Source organism: Enterobacter sp. BIDMC 27, from assembly GCF_000534415.1.
GTDB classification, from domain to species: domain Bacteria; phylum Pseudomonadota; class Gammaproteobacteria; order Enterobacterales; family Enterobacteriaceae; genus Enterobacter; species Enterobacter hormaechei_C.
Window position 1 is genome coordinate 2,643,475 of the sequence record NZ_KI973178.1, and the last position, 23,471, is coordinate 2,666,945.

At 55.4% G+C, this 23,471-nt stretch carries 22 protein-coding genes; 18 read left to right on the forward strand and 4 right to left on the reverse strand.

The genetic code is table 11. The annotated features are described in order from the left end of the window. Positions 1 to 7: 7 nt before the first annotated feature. From fabG to ptsG, 9 genes are all read left to right on the forward strand, one after another. Positions 8 to 742 carry a 3-oxoacyl-ACP reductase FabG gene (gene fabG / locus L463_RS10200; RefSeq protein WP_003857956.1) on the forward strand — a complete coding sequence of 245 codons (735 nt, stop codon included), beginning with the start codon at positions 8 to 10 and terminating at the stop codon, positions 740 to 742. A 154-nt stretch (positions 743 to 896) separates the two neighbouring features. Then, the gene (gene acpP, locus L463_RS10195; protein WP_003857954.1) at positions 897 to 1,133 is read left to right on the forward strand and encodes an acyl carrier protein; all 237 of its coding nucleotides are present in this window, start codon (positions 897 to 899) and stop codon (positions 1,131 to 1,133) included. A gap of 91 nt (positions 1,134 to 1,224) precedes the next feature. Next, positions 1,225 to 2,466, forward strand: coding sequence for a beta-ketoacyl-ACP synthase II (gene fabF, locus L463_RS10190; RefSeq protein WP_032104090.1), 1,242 nt, complete (start codon positions 1,225 to 1,227; stop codon positions 2,464 to 2,466). A gap of 121 nt (positions 2,467 to 2,587) precedes the next feature. Beyond that, entirely contained in the window at positions 2,588 to 3,397 is an 810-nt protein-coding gene (gene pabC, locus L463_RS10185) for an aminodeoxychorismate lyase (protein WP_023303428.1), read from the forward strand. 2 nt (positions 3,398 to 3,399) lie between these two features. Continuing rightward, on the forward strand, positions 3,400 to 4,422 hold the full coding sequence (gene yceG / locus L463_RS10180; RefSeq protein WP_032673183.1) for a cell division protein YceG: 1,023 nt from the start codon (positions 3,400 to 3,402) through the stop codon (positions 4,420 to 4,422). Further along, positions 4,412 to 5,053 (forward strand): dTMP kinase, encoded by a 642-nt coding sequence (gene tmk / locus L463_RS10175; RefSeq protein WP_015570821.1) that lies wholly within the window; start codon positions 4,412 to 4,414, stop codon positions 5,051 to 5,053. Before yceG ends, tmk begins: the two co-directional genes overlap by 11 nt. Then, entirely contained in the window at positions 5,050 to 6,054 is a 1,005-nt protein-coding gene (gene holB / locus L463_RS10170; protein ID WP_032104504.1) for a DNA polymerase III subunit delta', read from the forward strand. Before tmk ends, holB begins: the two co-directional genes overlap by 4 nt. 10 nt (positions 6,055 to 6,064) lie before the next feature. Then, entirely contained in the window at positions 6,065 to 6,859 is a 795-nt protein-coding gene (locus tag L463_RS10165; RefSeq protein ID WP_032104503.1) for a metal-dependent hydrolase, read from the forward strand. Positions 6,860 to 7,156: 297 nt separating this feature from the next. After that, the gene (ptsG, locus tag L463_RS10160; protein ID WP_006809245.1) at positions 7,157 to 8,590 is read left to right on the forward strand and encodes a PTS glucose transporter subunit IIBC; all 1,434 of its coding nucleotides are present in this window, start codon (positions 7,157 to 7,159) and stop codon (positions 8,588 to 8,590) included. A gap of 141 nt (positions 8,591 to 8,731) precedes the next feature. On the opposite strand, the gene fhuE is transcribed toward ptsG, so the two are convergent. Continuing rightward, a complete protein-coding gene (fhuE, locus tag L463_RS10155; protein ID WP_017693635.1) occupies positions 8,732 to 10,921 on the reverse strand; it encodes a ferric-rhodotorulic acid/ferric-coprogen receptor FhuE in 2,190 nt (729 codons plus the stop codon). Positions 10,922 to 11,274: 353 nt separating this feature from the next. On the opposite strand from fhuE, the gene hinT reads away from it, so the two are divergent. The 8 genes from hinT to L463_RS10115 all read left to right on the forward strand — a co-directional run bounded on the left by hinT (position 11,275) and on the right by L463_RS10115 (position 17,358). After that, a complete protein-coding gene (gene hinT / locus L463_RS10150; protein WP_006809243.1) occupies positions 11,275 to 11,634 on the forward strand; it encodes a purine nucleoside phosphoramidase in 360 nt (119 codons plus the stop codon). 1 nt (position 11,635) lies between these two features. Further along, positions 11,636 to 12,010, forward strand: coding sequence for a YcfL family putative periplasmic lipoprotein (locus L463_RS10145; protein WP_003857939.1), 375 nt, complete (start codon positions 11,636 to 11,638; stop codon positions 12,008 to 12,010). 13 nt (positions 12,011 to 12,023) lie between these two features. Further along, positions 12,024 to 12,668, forward strand: coding sequence for a penicillin-binding protein activator LpoB (gene lpoB, locus L463_RS10140; protein ID WP_085939398.1), 645 nt, complete (start codon positions 12,024 to 12,026; stop codon positions 12,666 to 12,668). Beyond that, complete coding sequence (gene thiK, locus L463_RS10135) at positions 12,649 to 13,473, forward strand: thiamine kinase (RefSeq protein WP_032104502.1); 825 nt, start codon at positions 12,649 to 12,651, stop codon at positions 13,471 to 13,473. Before lpoB ends, thiK begins: the two co-directional genes overlap by 20 nt. Positions 13,474 to 13,484: 11 nt before the next feature. Next, complete coding sequence (gene nagZ, locus L463_RS10130; protein ID WP_003857934.1) at positions 13,485 to 14,510, forward strand: beta-N-acetylhexosaminidase; 1,026 nt, start codon at positions 13,485 to 13,487, stop codon at positions 14,508 to 14,510. Between the two features lie 31 nt (positions 14,511 to 14,541). Further along, positions 14,542 to 15,084, forward strand: coding sequence for an alpha/beta hydrolase YcfP (gene ycfP, locus L463_RS10125; RefSeq protein WP_006809239.1), 543 nt, complete (start codon positions 14,542 to 14,544; stop codon positions 15,082 to 15,084). 236 nt (positions 15,085 to 15,320) lie between these two features. Further along, positions 15,321 to 16,625, forward strand: coding sequence for an NAD(P)/FAD-dependent oxidoreductase (locus L463_RS10120; protein WP_017693633.1), 1,305 nt, complete (start codon positions 15,321 to 15,323; stop codon positions 16,623 to 16,625). 193 nt (positions 16,626 to 16,818) lie between these two features. Further along, a complete protein-coding gene (locus L463_RS10115; protein WP_017384715.1) occupies positions 16,819 to 17,358 on the forward strand; it encodes a glycine zipper 2TM domain-containing protein in 540 nt (179 codons plus the stop codon). Between the two features lie 59 nt (positions 17,359 to 17,417). On the opposite strand, the gene L463_RS10110 is transcribed toward L463_RS10115, so the two are convergent. Next, a complete protein-coding gene (locus tag L463_RS10110) occupies positions 17,418 to 18,053 on the reverse strand; it encodes a TetR/AcrR family transcriptional regulator (RefSeq protein ID WP_015570813.1) in 636 nt (211 codons plus the stop codon). 245 nt (positions 18,054 to 18,298) lie between these two features. On the opposite strand from L463_RS10110, the gene bhsA reads away from it, so the two are divergent. After that, the gene (gene bhsA, locus L463_RS10105) at positions 18,299 to 18,556 is read left to right on the forward strand and encodes a multiple stress resistance protein BhsA (RefSeq protein ID WP_006809234.1); all 258 of its coding nucleotides are present in this window, start codon (positions 18,299 to 18,301) and stop codon (positions 18,554 to 18,556) included. Between the two features lie 77 nt (positions 18,557 to 18,633). Here bhsA and L463_RS10100 read toward each other — a convergent pair whose 3' ends face one another. Together L463_RS10100 and mfd are read right to left on the reverse strand one after the other, a co-directional pair. Continuing rightward, a complete protein-coding gene (locus L463_RS10100) occupies positions 18,634 to 19,599 on the reverse strand; it encodes a L,D-transpeptidase LdtC (RefSeq protein ID WP_023296314.1) in 966 nt (321 codons plus the stop codon). Between the two features lie 145 nt (positions 19,600 to 19,744). Then, entirely contained in the window at positions 19,745 to 23,191 is a 3,447-nt protein-coding gene (gene mfd / locus L463_RS10095; protein ID WP_017693631.1) for a transcription-repair coupling factor, read from the reverse strand. Positions 23,192 to 23,471 lie beyond the last annotated feature (280 nt).

The following is a 23,471-nucleotide window of genomic DNA, read 5'->3' on the forward strand; positions in this document are numbered from 1 at the left end:
GAATACCATGAGTTTTGAAGGAAAAATTGCCCTGGTGACCGGCGCAAGCCGCGGTATTGGGCGCGCTATTGCTGAAACACTGGTTGCGCGCGGCGCGACGGTGATCGGGACTGCGACCAGTGAGAATGGCGCACAGGCCATCAGCGACTATCTGGGTGCGAACGGTAAAGGTCTGGTACTGAATGTGACTGAACCAGCATCTATCGAATCTGTTCTGGAAAATATTCGCGCAGAGTTTGGCGAAGTGGATATTCTGGTCAATAATGCCGGGATCACTCGCGACAACCTGCTGATGCGAATGAAAGACGACGAGTGGAACGATATTATCGAAACCAACCTGTCATCTGTATTCCGTCTGTCAAAAGCGGTAATGCGCGCTATGATGAAAAAGCGTCATGGTCGTATTATCACTGTAGGTTCTGTGGTTGGTACCATGGGAAATGCTGGTCAGGCTAACTACGCTGCGGCGAAAGCAGGTCTGATCGGTTTCAGTAAGTCGCTGGCGCGTGAAGTCGCGTCCCGCGGAATTACTGTAAACGTTGTTGCTCCGGGCTTTATTGAAACGGACATGACGCGTGCGCTGACTGATGAGCAGCGTGCGGGTACGCTGGCGGCAGTTCCGGCGGGTCGTCTTGGCGACCCTAAAGAAATCGCCAGCGCGGTTGCATTTTTAGCCTCTGACGAAGCGGGTTACATCACTGGTGAAACCCTCCACGTCAACGGCGGGATGTACATGGTTTAATCACGATCGAAAATATTTGCGTTATTTGGGCAAATGGCCTCAAAATAACGTAAAATCGTGGTAAGACCTGCCGGGATTTAGTTGCAAATTTTTCAACATTTTATACACTACGAAAACCATCGCGAAAGCGAGTTTTGATAGGAAATTTAAGAGTATGAGCACTATCGAAGAACGCGTTAAGAAAATTATCGGCGAACAGCTGGGCGTTAAGCAGGAAGAAGTTGTGAACTCCGCTTCCTTTGTTGAAGACCTGGGCGCAGATTCTCTTGACACCGTTGAGCTGGTAATGGCTCTGGAAGAAGAGTTTGATACTGAGATTCCGGACGAAGAAGCTGAGAAAATCACCACCGTTCAGGCTGCCATTGATTACATCAACGGTCACCAGGCGTAAGTGAACATCTCCAGGCGGTCATTCGACCGCCTGAGTTTTATCTTTTGTTGTCCCACGAATCTCTTTTTTTATCCCTCCCTGGAGGACAAGCGTGTCTAAGCGTCGTGTAGTTGTGACCGGACTTGGCATGTTGTCTCCTGTCGGCAATACCGTAGAGTCCACCTGGAAAGCTCTCCTTGCCGGTCAGAGCGGCATCAGCCTAATCGACCATTTCGATACTAGCGCCTATGCAACGAAATTTGCTGGCTTAGTAAAGGATTTTAACTGTGAAGAGATCATCTCGCGCAAAGAACAGCGCAAGATGGATGCCTTCATTCAATATGGAATTGTCGCTGGCGTTCAGGCCATGCAGGATTCTGGCCTTGAGATTACGGAAGAGAACGCGACCCGTATCGGCGCCGCTATCGGCTCCGGGATTGGCGGTCTTGGTCTGATTGAAGAAAACCATACATCTCTGATGAATGGCGGCCCGCGTAAAATCAGCCCGTTCTTCGTTCCGTCTACGATTGTCAACATGGTGGCAGGTCACTTGACCATTATGTTCGGCCTGCGTGGCCCAAGCATCTCAATCGCGACAGCCTGTACGTCTGGCGTGCATAACATCGGCCAGGCCGCGCGTATCATTGCGTACGGCGATGCAGATGCTATGGTTGCGGGCGGCGCTGAAAAAGCCAGTACCCCGCTGGGCGTCGGTGGCTTCGGTGCAGCGCGTGCGCTCTCTACCCGAAACGATAATCCGCAGGCGGCGAGCCGTCCGTGGGATAAAGACCGTGACGGTTTCGTACTGGGTGACGGTGCAGGCATGATCGTACTGGAAGAGTACGAACACGCGAAAAAACGTGGCGCGAAAATTTATGCTGAAGTTGTTGGCTTTGGCATGAGCAGCGATGCTTATCACATGACGTCTCCTCCAGAGAACGGCGCAGGCGCTGCGCTGGCGATGGAAAACGCCATCCGCGATGCGGGCATTACGCCGGCACAGATTGGCTACGTTAACGCCCATGGGACGTCTACCCCTGCGGGCGATAAAGCAGAAGCGCAGGCTGTTAAGTCTATCTTCGGCGAATCTGCTGGCCGCGTAATGGTAAGCTCCACGAAATCCATGACCGGTCACCTGCTGGGTGCTGCGGGGGCAGTAGAGTCAATCTACTCTATTCTCGCGCTGCGCGATCAGGCTGTACCGCCAACCATCAACCTGGATAATCCAGATGAAGGTTGCGATCTGGACTTCGTTCCTCACGAAGCGCGCCAGGTTAGCGGTATGGAGTATACCCTGTGTAACTCCTTCGGCTTCGGTGGGACTAACGGCTCTCTGATCTTCAAAAAGGTCTGAGTCTGGTTGGTCGCTGACGATAAAAAAAGGTCCGCTTGCCGGGCCTTTTTTATTAGGCGAAATCCCCTTGTCCGGCTGTCCACATCCTGCCAGACTGAGCCTCCACGCATAAGGAGCCACCATGTTTTTAATTAATGGCCTTGAGCAAGAAACGCTGCCGGCAAGCGACAGGGCGACCCAGTTTGGCGATGGCTGTTTCACGACTGCGCGTATTCTCGACGGTGGCGTGTGTCTGCTCGGGGCCCATATCCTTCGTTTACAAAAAGCCTGCGAAGCATTACTGATCCCCTTCTCGCAGTGGGACATTCTTGAAAGTGAAATGCGTCGGCTGGCGTCAGATAAAGCAAGCGGCGTCCTGAAAGTCATTATTAGCCGCGGGAGCGGTGGCCGGGGCTATAGCGGTTCTGCCTGTCTGCATCCTACGCGGGTCCTTTCCGTTTCAGATTATCCTTCCCATTATGCGCACTGGCGTGAAGAGGGCGTAGCCCTGGCGTTAAGTCCGGTACGTCTGGGGCGAAACCCGATGCTCGCTGGCATAAAACATCTCAACCGCCTTGAACAGGTGCTTATTCGTACTCATCTTGAGCAGACGGAGGCCGGGGAGGCGCTGGTTCTTGACAGCGAAGGGTACATTACGGAATGCTGTGCGGCTAATTTACTCTGGCGGAAGGGCAGTGACGTGTTCACGCCTTCGCTGGAGCAGGCCGGCGTCAACGGCATTATGCGGCAGTTTTGTCTGCACCAGCTGGCACGCGCAGGCTTTCGCGTTGTCGAAGTCAACGCTAAGGAAGAGGCGCTGCTGTCCGCCGATGAAGTCGTAATCTGCAATGCGCTGATGCCCGTTGTCCCCGTTCGCGCTTATGGCCGCAAATGCTGGTCATCCCGCGAGCTGTTCCAGTTTCTGGCCCCGTTATGTGAGCAAACCAGGTAGTCATGAAGAAAATGTTACGCTTTGTCCTCCTTCTTATCGTTGCGTTCGGTATCGCTGGCGGAGCGGGAGTGTGGAAAGTCCGTCAGCTGGCGGAGAGTCAGATCCTGATAAAAGACGAGACGATTTTTACCCTGAAAGCGGGGACCGGGCGGCAGGCGCTTGGTCAGCAGCTGTATGACGACAAAATTATCAATCGCCCACGCGTATTCCAGTGGCTGCTGCGTATTGAACCGGACCTGTCCCATTTCAAGGCCGGCACCTATCGCTTTACCCCTGGCATGACCGTGCGCGAGATGCTGCAACTGCTGGAGAGTGGTAAAGAAGCCCAGTTCCCGCTGCGTTTTGTGGAAGGTATGCGTCTGAGCGATTACCTCAGGCAGCTGCGGGACGCGCCATACATTAAGCATACGCTGAAAGATGACCGCTACCAGACCGTGGCAGACGCCTTAAAATTCCAACATCCCGAGTGGGTGGAAGGCTGGTTCTGGCCCGATACGTGGATGTATACGGCAGGCACGACGGATGTGGCCATTCTGAAGCGCGCGCACAACAAAATGGTCGCGGCGGTAGATGCTGCCTGGAAAGGGCGAGCAGAGGGCCTGCCTTATAAAGATCAAAACCAGTTCATGACGATGGCCTCGATCATCGAGAAAGAGACGGCCGTTGCTGCCGAACGTGACCAGGTTGCCTCGGTGTTTATTAACCGTCTGCGCATAGGCATGCGTTTGCAAACCGATCCTACCGTCATCTACGGCATGGGCGAAAACTACAACGGCAGGATTTCCAGAAAAGATCTGGAGACGCCAACGGCGTATAATACCTACGTGATTAGCGGCCTGCCGCCTGGACCGATCGCGACGCCGAGTGAAGCATCGTTGAAGGCCGCCGCGCACCCGGCCAAAACGCCGTATCTCTATTTTGTGGCTGACGGAAAAGGGGGGCATACGTTTAATACCAACCTGGCCAGCCACAATCGCTCCGTTCAGGACTATCTGAAGGCACTTAAGGAAAAAAATGCGCAGTAAATACATTGTCATTGAGGGACTCGAAGGGGCGGGCAAAACAACTGCCCGTAACGTGGTGGTGGATACGCTTACGTCGCTTGGCGTTGCCGACATGGTCTTTACCCGCGAGCCGGGCGGTACGCAGCTGGCGGAAAAACTGCGCAGCCTGGTTCTGGATATCAAATCCGTTGGCGATGAAGTTATTACCGACAAAGCGGAAGTGCTGATGTTCTATGCTGCGCGCGTTCAGCTGGTGGAGACGGTGATCAAACCCGCTCTGGCAGAAGGGAAATGGGTGATTGGCGATCGCCACGATCTCTCAACCCAGGCGTATCAGGGCGGGGGCCGGGGTATCGATCAGGCCATGCTGGCTACGCTTCGCGACGCGGTTCTGGGCGATTTCCGTCCTGACCTGACGCTGTATCTGGACGTAACTCCTGAGGTGGGCCTGAAGCGCGCCCGTGCCCGCGGCGAACTGGACCGCATTGAACAGGAGTCTTTTGATTTCTTTAACCGCACCCGTGCGCGTTATCTGGAACTGGCCGGGCAGGACAAGACCATTCGTACCATCGATGCGACGCAATCCCTTGAAGACGTTACGCGTGATATTCAGCAGACCGTTACGCAGTGGCTACAGGAGCAGCAGGCATGAAATGGTATCCATGGTTGCGCCCACACTTTGAACAGCTGATCGGCAGCTATCAGGTTGGTCGGGGGCATCATGCGTTACTGATCCAGGCGCTGCCGGGAATGGGTGATGATGCGTTGATTTACGCCATCACCCGCTTTCTGATGTGCCAACAGCCGGAAGGACATAAAAGCTGCGGTAAATGCCGGGGTTGCCAGCTTATGCAGGCGGGCACGCATCCTGACTATTACACCCTCGAACCCGAGAAGGGCAAAAATACGCTCGGTATCGACGCGGTGCGTGAGGTCAGTGAGAAACTGTACGAATATGCGCGTCTGGGGGGGGCGAAAGTGGTGTGGCTGAAAGACGCCGCGCTACTCACGGAAGCCGCAGCCAACGCCCTGTTAAAAACCCTGGAAGAGCCGCCAGAGAATACCTGGTTTTTCCTCTCCTGCCGCGAGCCGGAACGCTTGCTGGCGACGCTGCGCAGTCGCTGCCTTCTTCACCACCTCGCTGTCCCTCAGGAATCCTGGGCGCTCGCCTGGCTTGAGCGAGAAGTGACGGTGTCACAAGATGCGGCGCGCTCGGCGTTGCGCCTGTGCAGCGGTGCGCCTGCGGCTGCGCTGGCCTTATTGCAGCCGGAAGTGTGGTCCCAGCGTGAAACGCTATGTCGTGCGGTTGAATCAGCCCTCGACAGCCATGACTGGCTGAGCGTGCTGCCAGCGCTGAACAGCGATCAGGCACCGGAACGGCTGCACTGGCTGGCCGCACTGCTGCTGGATGCGCTCAAAATCCAGCAGGGGGCGACGCTTCTGACTAACCCTGACGTGTGGGCGCTGGTCACCACGCTGGCGAATCGCCTGTCAGGGCAGTCGCTGCACGCTATCCTTCATGATATCTGCCAGAGTCGTGAACAACTTTTGACGGTAACGGGTCTCAATCGCGAGCTTTTACTGACCGACCAGTTACTGCGTATCGAACACTACCTGCAACCAGGCGTCATACCGCCGGTTTCCCACCTCTGAGAGAGACATTATGTTTTTAGTCGACTCACACTGCCATCTCGATGGCCTGGATTATCAGTCCCTGCATAAAAATGTGGACGACGTGCTGGCGAAAGCCGCCGCGCGCGATGTGAAATTTTGCCTGGCCGTGGCGACCACGTTGCCGGGTTACCGCTCCATGCGTGAACTGGTAGGCGAGCGCGATAATGTCGTCTTCTCCTGCGGCGTGCATCCGCTGAATCAGGATGAAGCGTACAATATTGAGGATTTACGCCGTCTTGCCGCAGAAGAGGGCGTAGTGGCGATGGGCGAGACCGGCCTGGACTATTTCTACACCCCGGAAACGAAACCTCGCCAGCAGGAATCCTTCCGCAACCACATCCGTATTGGCCGTGAACTGAATAAGCCTGTTATCGTTCATACCCGCGATGCGCGCGCCGACACGCTGGCGATCCTGCGGGAAGAAAAGGTGACGGATTGCGGTGGCGTACTACACTGTTTCACTGAAGACAGAGAAACGGCGGGTAAGCTGCTTGATTTAGGCTTTTATATCTCGTTCTCGGGGATTGTAACGTTCCGGAATGCTGAGCAACTGCGTGATGCGGCGCGATATGTTCCGCTGGATCGTATTCTGGTGGAAACCGATTCCCCGTACCTGGCACCGGTGCCTCATCGCGGCAAAGAAAATCAGCCAGCGATGACCCGGGATGTCGCTGAGTATATGGCCGTTCTGAAAGGTGTCAGTATTGAAGAGCTGGCTCGCGTGACAACGGAAAACTTCGCTAGTCTGTTCCATATCGACCCCGCCCACCTGCAATCTGTCTGATACGCCTGTTATTTTTAGGCTCGTAATTAATAAGTAAAACGAGTAAAGTTCACCGCCTCATTTGGGGCGGTGATGGCGTTTTTAGACACATCCAGACATGCTTTATGTAAATATCTGCAAGTTTTTTGGCCGTCTTGAACTGAAACGTGATAGCCGTCAAACAAACTCAGAGGGAATTATTTTACTCTGTGTAATAAATAAAGGGCGCTTAGATGTCCTGTCCACGGCGCGGTACTCCCCCCGGGCCAATGCGTGAAAACGTAAAAAAAGCACAAATACTCAGGAGCACTCTCAATTATGTTTAAGAATGCATTTGCTAACCTGCAAAAGGTCGGTAAATCGCTGATGCTGCCAGTATCCGTACTGCCTATCGCAGGTATCCTGCTGGGTGTCGGTTCTGCAAACTTCAGCTGGCTGCCAGCCGTAGTTTCCCACGTGATGGCCGAAGCAGGCGGTTCTGTTTTTGCTAACATGCCGCTGATCTTCGCTATCGGTGTTGCTCTGGGCTTCACCAATAACGACGGTGTATCCGCGCTGGCGTCCGTTGTTGCTTACGGCATCATGGTGAAAACCATGGCTGTGGTTGCGCCGCTGGTACTGCATTTACCTGCTGAAGAGATTGCCGCTAAGCATCTGGCGGACACCGGTGTTCTCGGTGGTATCATCTCCGGTGCGATTGCAGCGTATATGTTTAACCGCTTCTATCGCATCAAGCTGCCTGAGTATCTGGGCTTCTTCGCGGGTAAACGTTTTGTGCCGATCATTTCTGGTCTGGCCGCGATTTTCACCGGTGTGGTTCTGTCTTTCATCTGGCCACCAATCGGTACGGCAATCCAGACCTTCTCTCAGTGGGCGGCTTACCAGAACCCGGTTGTGGCGTTCGGTATCTACGGCTTCATTGAGCGCTGCCTGGTACCATTTGGTCTGCACCACATCTGGAACGTTCCATTCCAGATGCAGATTGGTGAATACACCAACGCAGCAGGCCAGGTGTTCCACGGCGACATCCCACGCTACATGGCGGGTGACCCAACGGCAGGTAAACTGTCTGGTGGCTTCCTGTTCAAAATGTACGGTCTGCCGGCCGCCGCAATTGCGATCTGGCACTCTGCTAAACCAGAGAACCGTGCAAAAGTGGGCGGTATCATGATCTCCGCAGCGCTGACCTCGTTCCTGACCGGTATCACCGAGCCGATCGAGTTCTCCTTCATGTTCGTTGCGCCGATCCTGTACATCATCCACGCGGTACTGGCAGGTCTGGCATTCCCAATCTGCATCCTGCTGGGTATGCGTGACGGTACGTCCTTCTCTCACGGTCTGATCGACTTCATCGTTCTGTCCGGTAACAGCAGCAAGCTGTGGCTGTTCCCAATTGTGGGTGCGGGCTACGCAGTGGTGTACTACACCGTCTTCCGCGTGCTGATCAAAGCACTGGACCTGAAAACGCCGGGTCGTGAAGATGCAACGGAAGACAGCAAAGCCGGTGTGACCAGCGAAATGGCGCCTGCTCTGGTAGCTGCTTTCGGCGGTAAAGAGAACATCACTAACCTGGACGCGTGTATCACTCGTCTGCGTGTGAGCGTTGCCGACGTTGCGAAAGTAGACCAGCCGGGTCTGAAAAAACTGGGCGCAGCGGGCGTCGTTGTTGCAGGTTCTGGTGTTCAGGCAATCTTCGGTACGAAATCCGATAACCTGAAAACCGAAATGGATGAGTACATCCGCAACAACTAAGCTGTGACCTGGGGAGACTAAGGCAGCCGAATGGCTGCCTTTTTTATTACTGCTGCTTGCGGTGCCGGGTGGAGGCTGCGTCTTACCCGGCCTACGTGATGGGTAGGCCCGGTAAGCGCAGCGCCACCGGGCTTCTGTCACTCAGAAATCGTAGCTCGCGCTCACCGAGACGTTCAGCGGCGCGCCATACACTACATAAGAGCCGACGTAATCGTAATACTCTTTGTCGAACAGGTTGTTGACGTTAGCCTGCACCGCAAAATCTTTGGTGACCTGATAACGGCTGAACAGGTTCACCAGCCCATAGCTGCCTTGCTCCGCGCGGGAACGTCCTGCCGGGCCGCCTTCCACGTCCGTCCACACTTTGTTCTGCCAGTTTACGCCACCGCCCACGGTCAGTTCCGGCAGCATTGGCAACTGATAGCGGGTGAAGAGCTTCATGGTTGTGCGCGGCTGATCGGAGCTGACGGCGTTGCCATTCTTATCTTCTGCGATGTAACGCGTCGCGCCGAAGGTCAGCTGCCAGTTATCGGTCAGGGCACCATTGAGCTCGAACTCGACCCCTTTGCTGACCACCCCGTCCAGCGATTCATAGATCGACTCACCGCTCGGCATGTAGGTATAGGTGTTGCTGGCGACGTTATCCTGCTCAATGCGGAAAATCGCCAGCGAGGTGGTGAGGCGGGTATTAAACCAGTCCGCCTTCACCCCAGCTTCGTAGCTTTTACCCGTGGTAGGGTCAAGATAACGTCCGCTGGCATCGCGCTTATCCTGCGGCTGGAAGATAGAGGTATAGCTGACGTAGGTCGACCAGTCCTCATTGATGTCATACACCAGGCCGGCGTACGGCGTGACATCATCTTTGGTGCTTTCCAGACGGGTATTCGGCGATCCTGCCGGGTTATAACGAATGTTATATTGGGTGTAGCGCGCGCCCAGGATCAGGTGCAGCGGATCGGCCAGCGAGAAACGAGCCGACGAATAGGCTGAAGACTGGCGAATATCATCCTTGCTGTAGAGTTTCCACGGCGTCCACTGGGGATCGGCGATGTTCCCGTTCCAGTTCTTAAAGTTGCCGACATCAACCATGCCGTATACCGCATCCGGCATGGAGTTGTCGTAATGGTTACGCTGACGGCTGAAGCTGCCGCCGAACATCATTTCGTGCTGACGGCCAAAGAGATCGAAGCCGCCGCGCAGGAAGGCGTCAACCGCATCCTGTTTACGTTCCCCACGGTTCCAGCCGCCGTAACCCACCAGGCCCGCACCGGTCTCTTTATCCGGATAGCCGGACATATACATCAGTTTGGAGTCGAAGTTGGTTTCAGCGTGCATACCGTTGATGTGCGCTTCCCAGCCATTATCGAAACGCTGAGTCAGGTTAGCGAAGATGCGGGTGCTGTCTTTATCTGAATAAGCCCAGTCAGGTGCGACGGTCTGGCTACGATTGTAGTGGGTCTTACTTCCGTCGCTGTACCAGGTCGGCAGCCCGCCCCAGGTCGGGTCGGCGGTATGGCTTTCCTGATACTCATACCCTACCGAGAGGGTGGTGCTGTCGGTGACATCCGCGTCCATCACGCCGTAGAGGAATTTCTTCCGGTAGTGGTAGTTATCCACGAAGCTGTCGTTGTCCTGATAACCCGTAATCAGACGGCCCCGTACCTTACCTGACTCTACCAGCGGCGCCTGGAGATCCAGCACGTAGCGCTGCTTGTCCCAGCTGCCGTAACTGGCGGAGACGTTACCTTTAAATTCCGGGCTGTCCGCGTGCTTACGCACCATATTAACGTACGCCGCCGGGTTGCCCGTGCCGGACATCAGGCCGGTGGCGCCGCGAACCACTTCGATGCGGTCATAAATCGCGGTATCCGCGGCGGTATCACCAAAGTTCCACACTTCACTGATGGACGTCGGCAGGTCGTCATAGGCGTAGTTGCTGACGAAAAAGCCGCGTGAGTAAAACACGGTACGGTCGCTGTCCTGCACCTGGGCCGTAATGCCCGTGGTATTCGTCAGCACCTGTCCGATGGATTGCAGATTCTGGTCAGCCATACGTTGCTGGCTGATAACGCTGACGGACTGTGGGATGTCGCGGGGAACCAGCAACAGTTTGGTGCCGGTGGTGGTGGTTTTTACGCTGTAATCCTGATCCTGGCTGGCAGAAAGATCCTGTGTGTTGTCAAAACCCCCGTCTACGACGACGGTATCTTCGGTGGTTGAAGCAGCGAAAGCGGCGGTTGGCGTCAATGCCATAGCAATGCAGGCGGCCAGCAACGAAGGTGTTGCGGCAGGCTGATGTTGCCCATCCCTGGTGTGATTAATGAAAGACATCATCAAACCCTTAGTGAATGGTGAAGGTAATTCGCGACAGTCCCGCTAACACGGGCTGACGTCGTTTTCTATGTTAAAAATGCGCATGAAAATGCAAATGCGAAATATACGCATTGTGATTAATGCTGTAAACAGATGTTTCGGGATGAACTGAAATAAGGTTTCAGAAAAGAAATGTCCTAAAGCGATGCCTCTTCAGCCAGATGGCGGACAATCAGGAAAGAAATCACGGGAGAAGGTTGAAAGGACAGGAGAAACTCGCTCATACTCTTGTCTTGTGTCACGCAGTAAATCAGACAATGTGTGTTAACAACGGACGCACGACGCCAGATTAAACTTAAAAGGAAAAGGTCATGGCTGAAGAAACGATTTTCAGTAAAATTATCCGCCGCGAAATTCCATCGGATATTGTCTATCAGGATGAACTGGTCACGGCTTTCCGCGACATTTCTCCCCAGGCGCCGACGCACATCCTTATTATTCCCAATATTCTGATCCCGACCGTTAATGACGTTAAAACCGAGCATGAAGTGGCGCTGGGCCGTATGCTTACGGTAGCCGCGAAAATCGCAGAGCAGGAAGGGATTGCTGAAGACGGATACCGTCTGATCATGAACTGTAATCGCCATGGCGGCCAGGAAGTCTATCATATTCATATGCATCTGCTGGGTGGACGTCCACTGGGACCGATGCTGGCACATAAAGGTCTTTAATATGTTAACTGGGCGTATTGCAGCGCTGATCGTGACGCTGGTAATGGTTGGGTGCAGCGCGCGTCCCGCCATCCCGGTCAGTGAAGAACAGACGCTGGTGATGGAGTCCTCAGTGCTTGCTGCGGGCATCACGGCGGAGAAGCCTTCGCTGACCATAAGCGAAATCCAGTCTTCAGCCTCCTCTACGCTCTATAACGAAAGGCAAGAGCCAGTGACGGTGCATTATCGCTTCTACTGGTATGACGTGAGAGGTCTTGAGATGCACCCGCTTGAGGCGCCGCGCAGCGTGACCATCCCGGCAAGATCGTCAGTCACGCTCTACGGCAGCGCCAGCTATCTGGGTGCACATAAGGTGAGACTTTATCTTTATTTGTAAGGAGTGAACCTTGATTAAAACAATGAGCCGTTATGCGCTCCTGAGTGCTTTTGCACTCTTTCTGGCGGGTTGTGTGACGCGAACGGAAGAACCAGCACCGGTAGATCAGGCGAAGCCGGGAACGGAACAGCCAACAACGCCAGCGCAGCCTGTTCCAACCGTGCCGTCTGTACCGACCATTCCGGCGCAGCCTGGCCCGATCGAACATCCGGACGACACCGCACAGCCTGCGCCGCGAGTACGCCACTATGACTGGAACGGCGCAATGCAGCCGATGGTGGGCAAAATGTTGCAGGCACAGGGCGTTACGCCCGGCAGCGTGCTGCTGGTGGATAGCGTGAACAACCGTACAAACGGTTCCCTGAATGCGGGAGAAGCGACGGAAACCCTGCGCAACGCGCTGGCAAACAACGGTAAATTTACGCTGGTCTCAGCTCAGCAGCTCGCGGTCGCCAAGCAGCAGCTTGGTCTGTCGCCTCAGGACAGCCTGGGTTCGCGCAGTAAAGCGATGGGTATTGCCCGCAACGTTGGCGCGCAGTATGTCCTTTATTCTAACGCGACAGGCAACGTGAACACGCCGTCGTTGCAGATGCAGTTAATGCTGGTTCAGACCGGCGAAATTATCTGGTCAGGTAAAGGTGCCGTTACGCAACAATAAGCGCACGCGTCATGACGTCCTGACGCGTTATTTCCCTCAGTACCGTGTTATCGCGCCGCAAGCCCCCGCCGGGCTTGGCGGCGCGAGTTGCATTATTGAGCGTGGCGACCATCGGCTGGTTTTACGTCAGCATCACGATGCCGCCGCGCCTGCCTCCCATTTTCATCGCCAGTTCCGCGCCCTGAAGCGCCTGCCCGCCGACCTTGCGCCACAACCTCATCTCTTTATCAGAGACTGGATGGCGGTGGCGTTTATTGCGGGTGAGATCAAAAGCGAGCTTCCCGATACGCCTGCGCTTGCAGCCATGCTGTATCATCTGCATCGCCAGCCGCGTCTGGGCTGGCGGGTAACGTTACTTCCTTTGCTGGATCACTACTGGCAGCAGGCTGCGCCTGGACGACGCACGCCCTACTGGCTGGCGCAGCTTAAGCGGCTACGCAGAGCGGGAGAGCCGCAGGCGTTACGTCTGGCGCCGCTGCATATGGATGTCCACGCGGGTAATATCGTTCATACCACGGCAGGCGAGAAACTTATCGACTGGGAATATGCCGGAGACGGTGACGTGGCGCTCGAACTCGCTGCGGTCTGGATGCCTGATGAGGCGTCGCGCGAGCAGCTGATAACCGCCTATGCCCGAAACGCCAACATCAATACGCTCACCCTTGCGCGGCAGGTCGCGCGCTGGCGTCCGTGGGTGTTGATGCTGATGGCGGGATGGTTTGAAATGCGCCTTCAGCAGACAGATGACAAACAATTTATTGCGCTGGCAAATGATGCCTGGCGTCAGTTACAAACGAAAGGATAAGAGAGGTAGGTGTGGGTCCAGTAATGTTGGATGTCGAAGGGTTTGAGCTGGATGCGGAAGAGCGCGAAATTCTGGCGCATCCGCTGGTAGGGGGGCTGATTCTTTTCACCCGCAATTATCATGATCCGGAGCAGTTGCGTGAGCTGGTTCGCCAGATCCGTGCGGCGTCGCGCAATCACCTGGTGGTGGCCGTAGACCAGGAAGGTGGGCGTGTGCAGCGTTTCCGCGAAGGGTTTACCCGTTTACCCGCCGCGCAATCTTTTGCTGCGCTGCTGGGGATCGAAGAGGGCGGTCAACTGGCGCAGGACGCCGGCTGGCTGATGGCCAGCGAGATGATCGCCATGGATATCGACATCAGCTTCGCCCCGGTGCTGGACGTAGGACACATTAGCGCGGCAATTGGTGAGCGTTCGTATCATGACGATCCGCGTATTGCGCTGGCAATGGCGACGCGCTTTATTGACGGTATGCATGCTGCGGGCATGAAAACCACCGGCAAACATTTCCCGGGCCACGGGGCGGTGACGGCGGATTCCCATAAAGAAACCCCGCGCGATCCGCGCCCGGAAGCAGACATTCGCGCTAAAGACATGTCGGTTTTCCGCTCGCTGATCGCTGATAACAAGCTGGATGCCATCATGCCTGCGCACGTCATCTACAGTGAGGTCGATCCGCGTCCGGCCAGCGGCTCTCCGCACTGGCTGAAAACCGTACTGCGTCAGGAATTAGGCTTCAATGGCGTAATTTTCTCTGACGATTTATCCATGGAGGGGGCGGCAATTATGGGTAGCTATGCCGAACGTGGGCAGGCTTCGCTGGATGCGGGTTGCGATATGATCCTCGTCTGCAATAATCGTAAAGGGGCGGTGAGCGTGCTGGATAACCTGTCGCCGATCAATGCTGAACGTGTTACACAATTGTATCATAAAGGTTCATTTAGTCGTCAGGAGCTGATGGACTCGGCGCGCTGGAAAACGGTAAACGCCCGGCTTGAAGCCCTGAACGAGCGCTGGCAGGCACATAAAGCAGCCCTTTAATTCATCCCGGAAGGCGTAGCGTGGTGAGACGATGATCATCTATTTACACGGTTTTGACTCAAACAGTCCTGGTAATCATGAGAAAGTGCTGCAATTGCAGTTTATCGATCCGGATGTCCGGCTGATCAGTTACAGCACACGTCATCCGAAGCATGACATGCAGCATCTGCTTAAAGAAGTGGATAAAATGTTGCAGCTCAATATCGACGATCGCCCGCTGATCTGCGGCGTGGGGTTGGGAGGATACTGGGCAGAGCGCATCGGTTTTTTGTGCGATATCCGTCAGGTCATTTTTAATCCTAACCTCTTTCCGAACGAAAACATGGAAGGCAAAATCGATCGCCCGGAGGAGTACGCCGACATCGCAACTAAATGCGTGAGCAATTTCCGTGAAAAGAACCGCGATCGGTGTCTGGTGATCCTCTCCCGCAACGATGAAGCGCTGAACAGCTCCCGCGCCGCCGAGCTTCTGCACCATTACTACGAAATTGTCTGGGACGAAGAGCAGACCCACAAGTTCAAAAACATTTCCCCGCACTTGCAGCGTATTAAAGCCTTTAAAACGCTGGGCTGATCTCCCTGAACCTGATAAAGGCCCGGTACGTGAAAGCGTACCGGGCCTCTTTTTTGTCAGAGTTGTCTACTTTTAAACCATCAAAACTTGATACATATCAATTTTGGTATGACCAATGCGCCTGACGTGCTATTCTCAATGAATCTGAATGGTTTCAGCGCAGTAACCTGTTGTTAATTAAGGGTTATTTATATAACTTTTAATTAACAATTGGTTAATAATTTGAGGGGGTCACGTTGACTACGCCATTGAAAAAGATAGTGATTGTCGGCGGTGGTGCTGGCGGACTGGAGCTGGCGACACAGCTGGGTAAGAAGCTGGGTCGCGGTAAGAAAGCCAAAATCACGCTGGTGGATCGTAACCACAGTCATCTGTGGAAGCCGTTACTGCACGAAGTGGCGACCGGGTCGCTGGATGAGGGCGTGGATGCGCTGAGCTATCTGGCGCATGCGCGTAACCACCACTTCCAGTTCCAGCTGGGTTCGGTGGTGGATATCAATCGTGAAAACAAAACCATCACGCTGGCTGAGCTGCGTGATGATAAAGGCGAGTTGCTGGTTCCTGAGCGCAAGCTGGCCTATGACACGCTGGTGATGGCCCTGGGCAGTACCTCCAATGATTTCAACACCCCAGGCGTAAAAGAGCACTGCATCTTCCTGGATAACCCGCATCAGGCGCGTCGTTTCCATCAGGAGATGCTTAACCTGTTCCTGAAGTACACCAATAACATGGGTGCTAACGGCAAGGTCAACATTGCTATCGTGGGCGGCGGCGCAACGGGCGTTGAATTATCGGCGGAGTTGCACAATGCGGTCAAACAGCTGCACAGCTACGGCTACAAAGGGCTGACTAACGAAGCGCTGAATGTGACGCTGGTGGAAGCAGGTGAACGTATTCTGCCTGCGCTGCCGCCGCGTATTTCCGGCGCGGCGCACAACGAGCTGACCAAACTGGGCGTGCGCGTGCTGACCCAGACCATGGTGACCAGCGCGGATGAGGGCGGCCTGCATACCAAAGACGGCGAATATATCCAGGCCGACCTGATGGTTTGGGCTGCGGGGATCAAAGCGCCTGATTTCATGAAAGATATCGGTGGGCTGGAGACGAACCGCATTAACCAGCTGGTGACAGAGCCGACGCTGCAAACCACGCGCGATCCGGACATCTTCGCCATTGGCGACTGTGCCTCCTGCGCACGTCCGGAAGGCGGATTTGTACCGCCTCGCGCCCAGGCCGCGCACCAGATGGCAAGCCTCGTGCTGCATAACATCCTGGCGCAGATGAAAGGCAAACCGATGAAAGCCTATGTCTACAAAGACCACGGCTCTCTGGTGTCGCTCTCAAACTTCTCCACCGTGGGCAGCCTGATGGGTAACCTGATGCGCGGCTCCATGATGGTGGAAGGGCGCATCGCCCGCTTCGTGTACATTTCTCTGTACCGTATGCACCAGATTGCGCTGCACGGCTACTTCAAAACCGGCCTGATGATGCTGGTTGGCCGCATCAACCGCGTGATCCGTCCACGCCTGAAGCTGCACTAATTTCTCTCTCCCTCCGGGCCCTCCGGAGGGAATTCTTAGCACATCATGCTGTGCATTTCCCTCATGACGCTTAAGAGTTCTCTTAAACCCACGTTGTCCCGGTCAACAGCCCTGATTTTGATCCTTTATCTTATTGGCGAAGCGTTTATTGCGCTGCAAAATTGCTACCAATTGCAACAAAGGAGGAAGTCCCGTGAATAAATCAATGTTGGCGGGTATAGGGATTGGCGTCGCAGCTGCGTTAGGTGTGGCTGCCGTTGCCAGTCTGAACGTACTTGATCGTGGCCCGCAGTATGCGCAGGTGGTTTCCGCTACACCGATCAAAGAGACGGTCAAGACGCCTCGTCAGGAGTGCCGTAATGTTTCTGTCACCCATCGTCGTCCGGTTCAGGATGAAAACCGTATCGCTGGCTCCGTACTGGGCGCGGTTGCTGGAGGGGTGATTGGTCATCAGTTTGGTGGCGGCCGTGGTAAGGATGTCGCGACGGTGGTTGGTGCGCTGGGTGGCGGTTATGCCGGTAACCAGGTACAGGGCGCGATGCAGGAAAATGATACCTACACCACAACGCAGCAGCGCTGTAAAACCGTGTATGACAAGTCTGAAAAAATGTTGGGCTATGACGTAACCTACAAAATTGGCGATCAGCAGGGCAAAATCCGCATGGATAAAGATCCTGGCACGCAGATCCCTCTCGACAGCAACGGTCAGCTGATACTGAATAACAAAGTGTAAAAAAGATGTTCTCTGAACTTAGCTCCTCATGCGCTCAGGCTGAGGAGCTTTTTTTTGCGTCAGAGTTTAAGAAGTTCAGGCCACAGGCGCAGCGTTGTTTGCGTAATCCCCTGCAATTTTTCCAGCGTCGCGCCTTCACGGGCGCTGATGGACATCCCCTGTAAAATACAGCTCAGATACTGGGAAAGCTCCTGCGGACGGCAATGCGCCGGTATTTCGCCGCGCTGCTGACGCTGAGCCAGAAACGTGCTGAGCGTCTCCTCCTGCATCGCATGTCGCGATTTGACCGTGTTGGCAATCTCTTTAGACGATGCCGCGAGGGTAGCGGAGGTGTTGATCATAAAACAGCCCGCAGGCGTGTCCTTGCTGGTATAGCAGGTCGCGATTGCCGTGAAATAATCCTGCAATGCCTGCTCAACCGTTTTTTCTTCGCAGAACAGCTGGGCTTCGTGTTTTGCCGCGAAGCGCGCGATGTATCTGTCCAGAACGGCCCGGAATAAGCCTTCTTTGTTGGTGAACTCTGCGTACAGGGTAGGGGCTTTCGCGCCCGTTGCTTCCACGAGATCGGAAAGCGACGTAGCTTCATACCCATGCTGCCAGAAGAGCGTCATGGCCTTATCGAGCGCCGCATCCCTGTCGAACACTTTTGGTCGGCCACGGCTTTTCTTCGCGCAACGCGTAACATCGGTTGTCATGTGCCGTTGGTCCTCTGTTGTTTTGTTGAATAGTCATTATAAAAATAAACGTCTGCAACGACCAGCGGTGATTTCTGAAAAATAATTTAATTTTATCTTTATGAAATATAAGGCAAATGAAATTAATTTAACGACCATTATAAAAATGGGTTGACGTGTGACCTGGATCACATCTATCATTTACCTATCGATCGTTAACTAAATAACTAACGACCACTACATCATCTGCCTAAAGGTATAAAATCATGAAAAACGTTAAAACCCTCATCGCTGCCGCCGTTCTGAGTTCACTCTCTTTCGCAAGCTTCGCTGCTGTTGAAGTGCAATCCACGCCAGCAGACCAGCAGAAAGTCGGTACCATCTCTGCCACTGCCGGGACTAATCTGGGCTCTCTGGAAGATCAGCTGGCACAAAAAGCTGACGAAATGGGTGCGAAATCATTCCGCATCACCTCTGTGACCGGTCCTAACACCCTGCACGGTACCGCTGTTATCTACAAATAAGCGTAACGCAACCCTCCGTTATGCCACTGCAATAAAAAACGCCCTGCTGATGCAGGGCGTTTGTCGTTATTACTGCTTTACATTGATTGCTGAGCAACCTCATGATGCCGCGTGACATCGGTTGGCATCCCCGAGCGCGCTTCCATCGCCCGCTCCATCACCGCGCCATCGGTATTGGCATTCGTTTTAAAGCTCACCATCGAGGCATTCAGATTAATCGGCAGCGTCTGCGGATCGTCATTGATGTTTTTCGATAGCGGCTGGTGGATCTCAACCAGACGGACGCCACCCGGCTCTTCAGACACTTTAATCGGCGTATTAATGATATTCACTTTCGTGCCAGGGGCGATCACGCGGTAGAGCGTTTTGATATCGTCATCGCGCAGGCGAATGCAGCCGGAGCTGACGCGCATCCCGATCCCGAAATCCGCATTCGTTCCGTGCAGAAGATAAACCCCACCGTATGCCGCCAGGCGAATCGCATGGTGCCCCATCGGATTATCCGGGCCAGCAGGCACCACGGCAGGCAGGTCGATACCTTGAGCTTTATAACGGGCGCGAATGTTTGCCGTCGGGGTCCAGGTTGGATTAGCGCGCTTATCAGAGACGGTGGTGACCATGGTAGGCGTGAGCGTATCGCCCCCCAACTGACCAATACCGATAGGGTAGACGGTCACTTCGTTCTTGCCCGGCGGGTAGTAATACAGACGCAGCTCGGCGAGGTTAATCACAATGCCCTGACGCGGCGCGTCCGGCAGGATGGTTTGCAGCGGAATCGTCAGTACGCTGCCTGCACGGGGCACGTATGGATCTACGCCCGGGTTGGCCTGCAACAGCGCCAGGAACCCGACGTTATATTTTTTGGCAATCGCTTCCAGCGAACCGCCATCGTTTTCAACCACGTGAAAGCGGTTTTCACCTACGACATTGCTGCCGGCAGGCGGAAGAGGCCAGGTATTGGCGCGAGCAGGGAGCGCGACGGCAACCGTCGCGGCCAGCGCAAGCAGAGTTAACCAGCGGGTAAAACGCGAAGAAATCATCATTATCATAATCCATGCAAATGATAAGGTTATTGTTTTATAAGGCGTTAATGATAATTATGGCGAATGTATAGTCGGGAAGTTCGGGCGAAGTGCAAAGAGTTTGTAAATTGTCCCCCCGCCAGCCGGGCGCTGGCGGGGGATACCGTTATGCGATGGCGTTCTCTTCCAGCTGACGCATAAAATTACGCACCCAGTCCATGCGGGTTTTACGTTCCGTCAGATCCTGAGTGAATTTCAGACGCGTCGGGCCATCAAGACGGAAATGCTGCGGCTGTTTTTGCAGGAGGCCAATCAGCCACATCGGATCGACGTGGTTCTTCTCGGCAAACTCAATGACGCCGCCTTTCTCATTGCCTTCAAGCTTGCGAATGCCCAGCTTCTGCGCCTGCTGACGCAGGCGGGCAATATCCAGCAGGTTGCGCGCCGCATCGGGCAATATCCCAAAACGGTCAATCAGTTCGACTTTGATCTCTTCCAGCTCGCCTTCGCTTTTCGCGCTGGCAATGCGTTTGTAGAACGACAGACGGGTATTCACGTCAGGAATAAAATCATCCGGCAGCAGAGAAGGCATGCGCAGTTCCACTTCGGTCTGCTGGCTGGTGAGATCTTCCAGAGACGGTTCACGTCCGGCTTTAAGCGCATCGACGGCATTTTCCAGCAGCTCCATATACAGCGAGAAACCGATGGTTTCCATGGAGCCGCTCTGGTCTTCACCCAGCAGCTCACCGGCGCCGCGGATCTCCAGGTCGTGGGTCGCCAGCGCAAAGCCAGCGCCCAGATCTTCCAGCGAGGCGATAGCTTCCAGACGCTTTTGCGCGTCGGTGGTCATCGCCTTCGGATGCGGCGTCAGCAGCCAGGCGTAGGCCTGATGGTGCGAGCGCCCGACGCGCCCGCGCAGCTGGTGCAGCTGGGCCAGGCCGAAGTGATCCGCACGTTCGATAATGATGGTGTTCGCCGTTGGAATGTCGATCCCGGTCTCAATGATGGTGGTACACACCAGCACGTTGAAACGCTGGTGGTGGAAATCGTTCATCACCCGCTCCAGCTCGCGCTCGCGCATCTGGCCGTGACCAATGGCGATGCGCGCTTCCGGTACCAGCTCTGCCAGCCTGTCGGCGGCTTTCTGAATATTTTCGACGTCGTTATAAAGGTAATACACCTGGCCGCCGCGCAGCACTTCGCGCAGGATCGCCTCGCGCACCACCAGATTGTCGTACTCGCGAACAAAGGTTTTCACCGCCAGACGGCGCGCCGGTGGGGTGGCGATTATCGACAGATCGCGCATGCCGCTCATCGCCATGTTCAGGGTGCGCGGGATCGGCGTTGCGGTCAGGGTCAGAATGTCGACGTCGGCGCGCATCGCTTTGATGCGCTCTTTATGGCGCACCCCGAAGCGGTGCTCTTCATCCACGATCAGCAGCCCCAGATCTTTCCACTTCACGTCGCTTTGCAGCAGCTTGTGAGTGCCGATCAGAATATCAATTTTGCCTTCGCTTGCCTGTTCCAGGATTTGCGTCTGCTCTTTGGCGCTGCGAAAACGCGACAGCATCTCAATGCGCACCGGCCAGTTGGCGAAGCGGTCGCGGAAGTTGTCGAAGTGCTGCTGGGCGAGGAGGGTAGTCGGCACCAGCACCGCCACCTGCTTGTTGTTTTCCACCGCCAAAAAGGCGGCACGCATCGCCACTTCGGTTTTGCCGAAGCCCACGTCACCGCAGACCAAGCGGTCCATGGCCAGCGGCTGGCACATGTCGCTCAGCACGGCGTTAATGGCCTGGGCCTGATCCGGCGTAGTTTCAAACGGGAAGCTGTCGCAGAACAGCTGATACTGCTCTTTATCATGCTTAAACGCATAGCCCTCTTTGGCCGCACGCTGGGCGTAAATATCCAGCAGCTCGGCGGCCACGTCGCGTACTTTTTCCGCCGCCTTCTGGCGCGCGCGCGCCCAGGCATCGCCGCCCAGCTTATGCAGCGGCGCGTTGTCTTCCGCGCCCCCGGCGTAGCGACTGATCAGGTGCAGGGACGACACCGGCACGTACAGTTTGGCGTCGTTGGCGTAGGTCAGCATCAGGTATTCACCTTTGATGCCGCCTGCTTCGAGGGTGGTCATCCCCTGATAGCGACCCACCCCGTGTTCAAGGTGAACGATCGGCTGACCGGGGTGCAGTTCGGCCAGGTTACGGATCAGGGTGTCTGGGTTGATGGTGCGACGGCTGTCCTGACGACGGCGCGCGACGCGCTCGCCCAGCAGGTCGCTTTCACAAATCAACGCCAGGTTATTGAGCGTATCAATGAATCCGTGCTCGGCGGCGCCGATCATCAGGTAACGGCCATTTCCGGTCGCTTCGCTCAGGCGAAGAATGCGCTTCGGCGCAACTTTGATCCGTCCCAGCAGTTCGCCCAGCGCTTCACGGCGACCCTCACTTTCAACGGAGAAGACCACCGGCCCGGTGAAGGACTCAAGAAACTTGCGCAGATTATCAAGGGGGGATTTCTGCTGCGCCTGGACGGCCAGATCAGGCAGCGTCCGGAACGCGAGATTGGTGTTCGCCGCCTTCTCGGCAAGCGCGTCGGTTTTGAGCTGCATGCGCGGCCAGCGTTTCAGCTCGGCGTTGAGCTCGTCGGTACGTAGCCACAGCATTTCCGGCGGCAGCAGCGGACGCATCGGGTCAACGCCCCGGTTTTCAAAGCGGGCGCGCGTTTCGCTTTCAAAGCGGCTGGCACTGGCGTCGATATCCCCGGTGTTAACAATCAGCGTATTCGCCGGGAAGTAGCTGAACAGCGCCGGCAGCGGTTCGTTAAAGAACAGGGGCTGCCAGTACTCGATCCCGGCCGGAAGGGTGCCCTTGCTGACTTGCTGGTAGATATGTTCGGCATCGCGCTTCACGTCGAACCTGTCGCGCCACTGGCTGCGGAACAGCTCGATGGCGGTTTTATCCGTCGGGAACTCATGGGCGGGCAGTAGGTTAATGGAGTCCACTTCCTCCAGCGTGCGCTGGGTGTCAGCGTCGAACACGCGCAGGCTGTCGATCTCATCATCAAAGAAATCCAGACGATATGGCCGATCGCTGCCCATCGGATAGAGATCCAGCAGCGCACCGCGCGTCGCATATTCGCCGTGCTCCATCACCTGGTCGACATGTCGATAGCCGGCTCCGTCCAGCTGCACGCGCAGGGCATCGCGCGACAGGCGTTGGCCTTTTTTCATCACCAGCGCATGGCCGTGCAAATAGCTGTGCGGACAGACGCGCTGCATCAGGGTATTCACCGGCACAATCAGCACGCCGCGCTGCATGGTGGGAAGCTGATACAGCGTCGACAGGCGCGAGGAGATGATCTCCTGGTGCGGAGAAAAACTGTCGTAGGGAAGCGTTTCCCAGTCGGCCAGGCTGAATACCAGACTGTCGGTGAACTGACGAATTTCGTCGTGCAGGCGCAGGGCGTTTTGCATGTCCGGGGCAACCAGCACCACCGGCCCTGGATGCCGCTCAGCAATTTCCGCCACCAGGGTGGCGCAGGCCGCGCCCGTGAGTTCGCCCAGCTGGCGCTGGTCGCCCGCTTTGACAGGCAAGGAGTAACGATAGTGTTCAGGCATGGCTATGTCAGAGTCTCTTGGGGATATACCAACAGTATTGGGGCATATCACTGATACGCAATGTCTTTATTATCCTCGATCGTTTTACATAAGCAAATCGTAACCGCACAAGAGGGAAAGTGCCCCCGGATGGGTAGAGGGTTCCTCAGTAATTTGAAAGCAGAAGCAATAACGTTGTCTTCAGACTAACTGAGGGCTTTCAGCGATGCCCTGGTCCGGCTGTAAATCGCTGAGGCGTTTCCTGAAGGCCGGGGCGAGGCGCAGGGATGCGCCGAGAGGG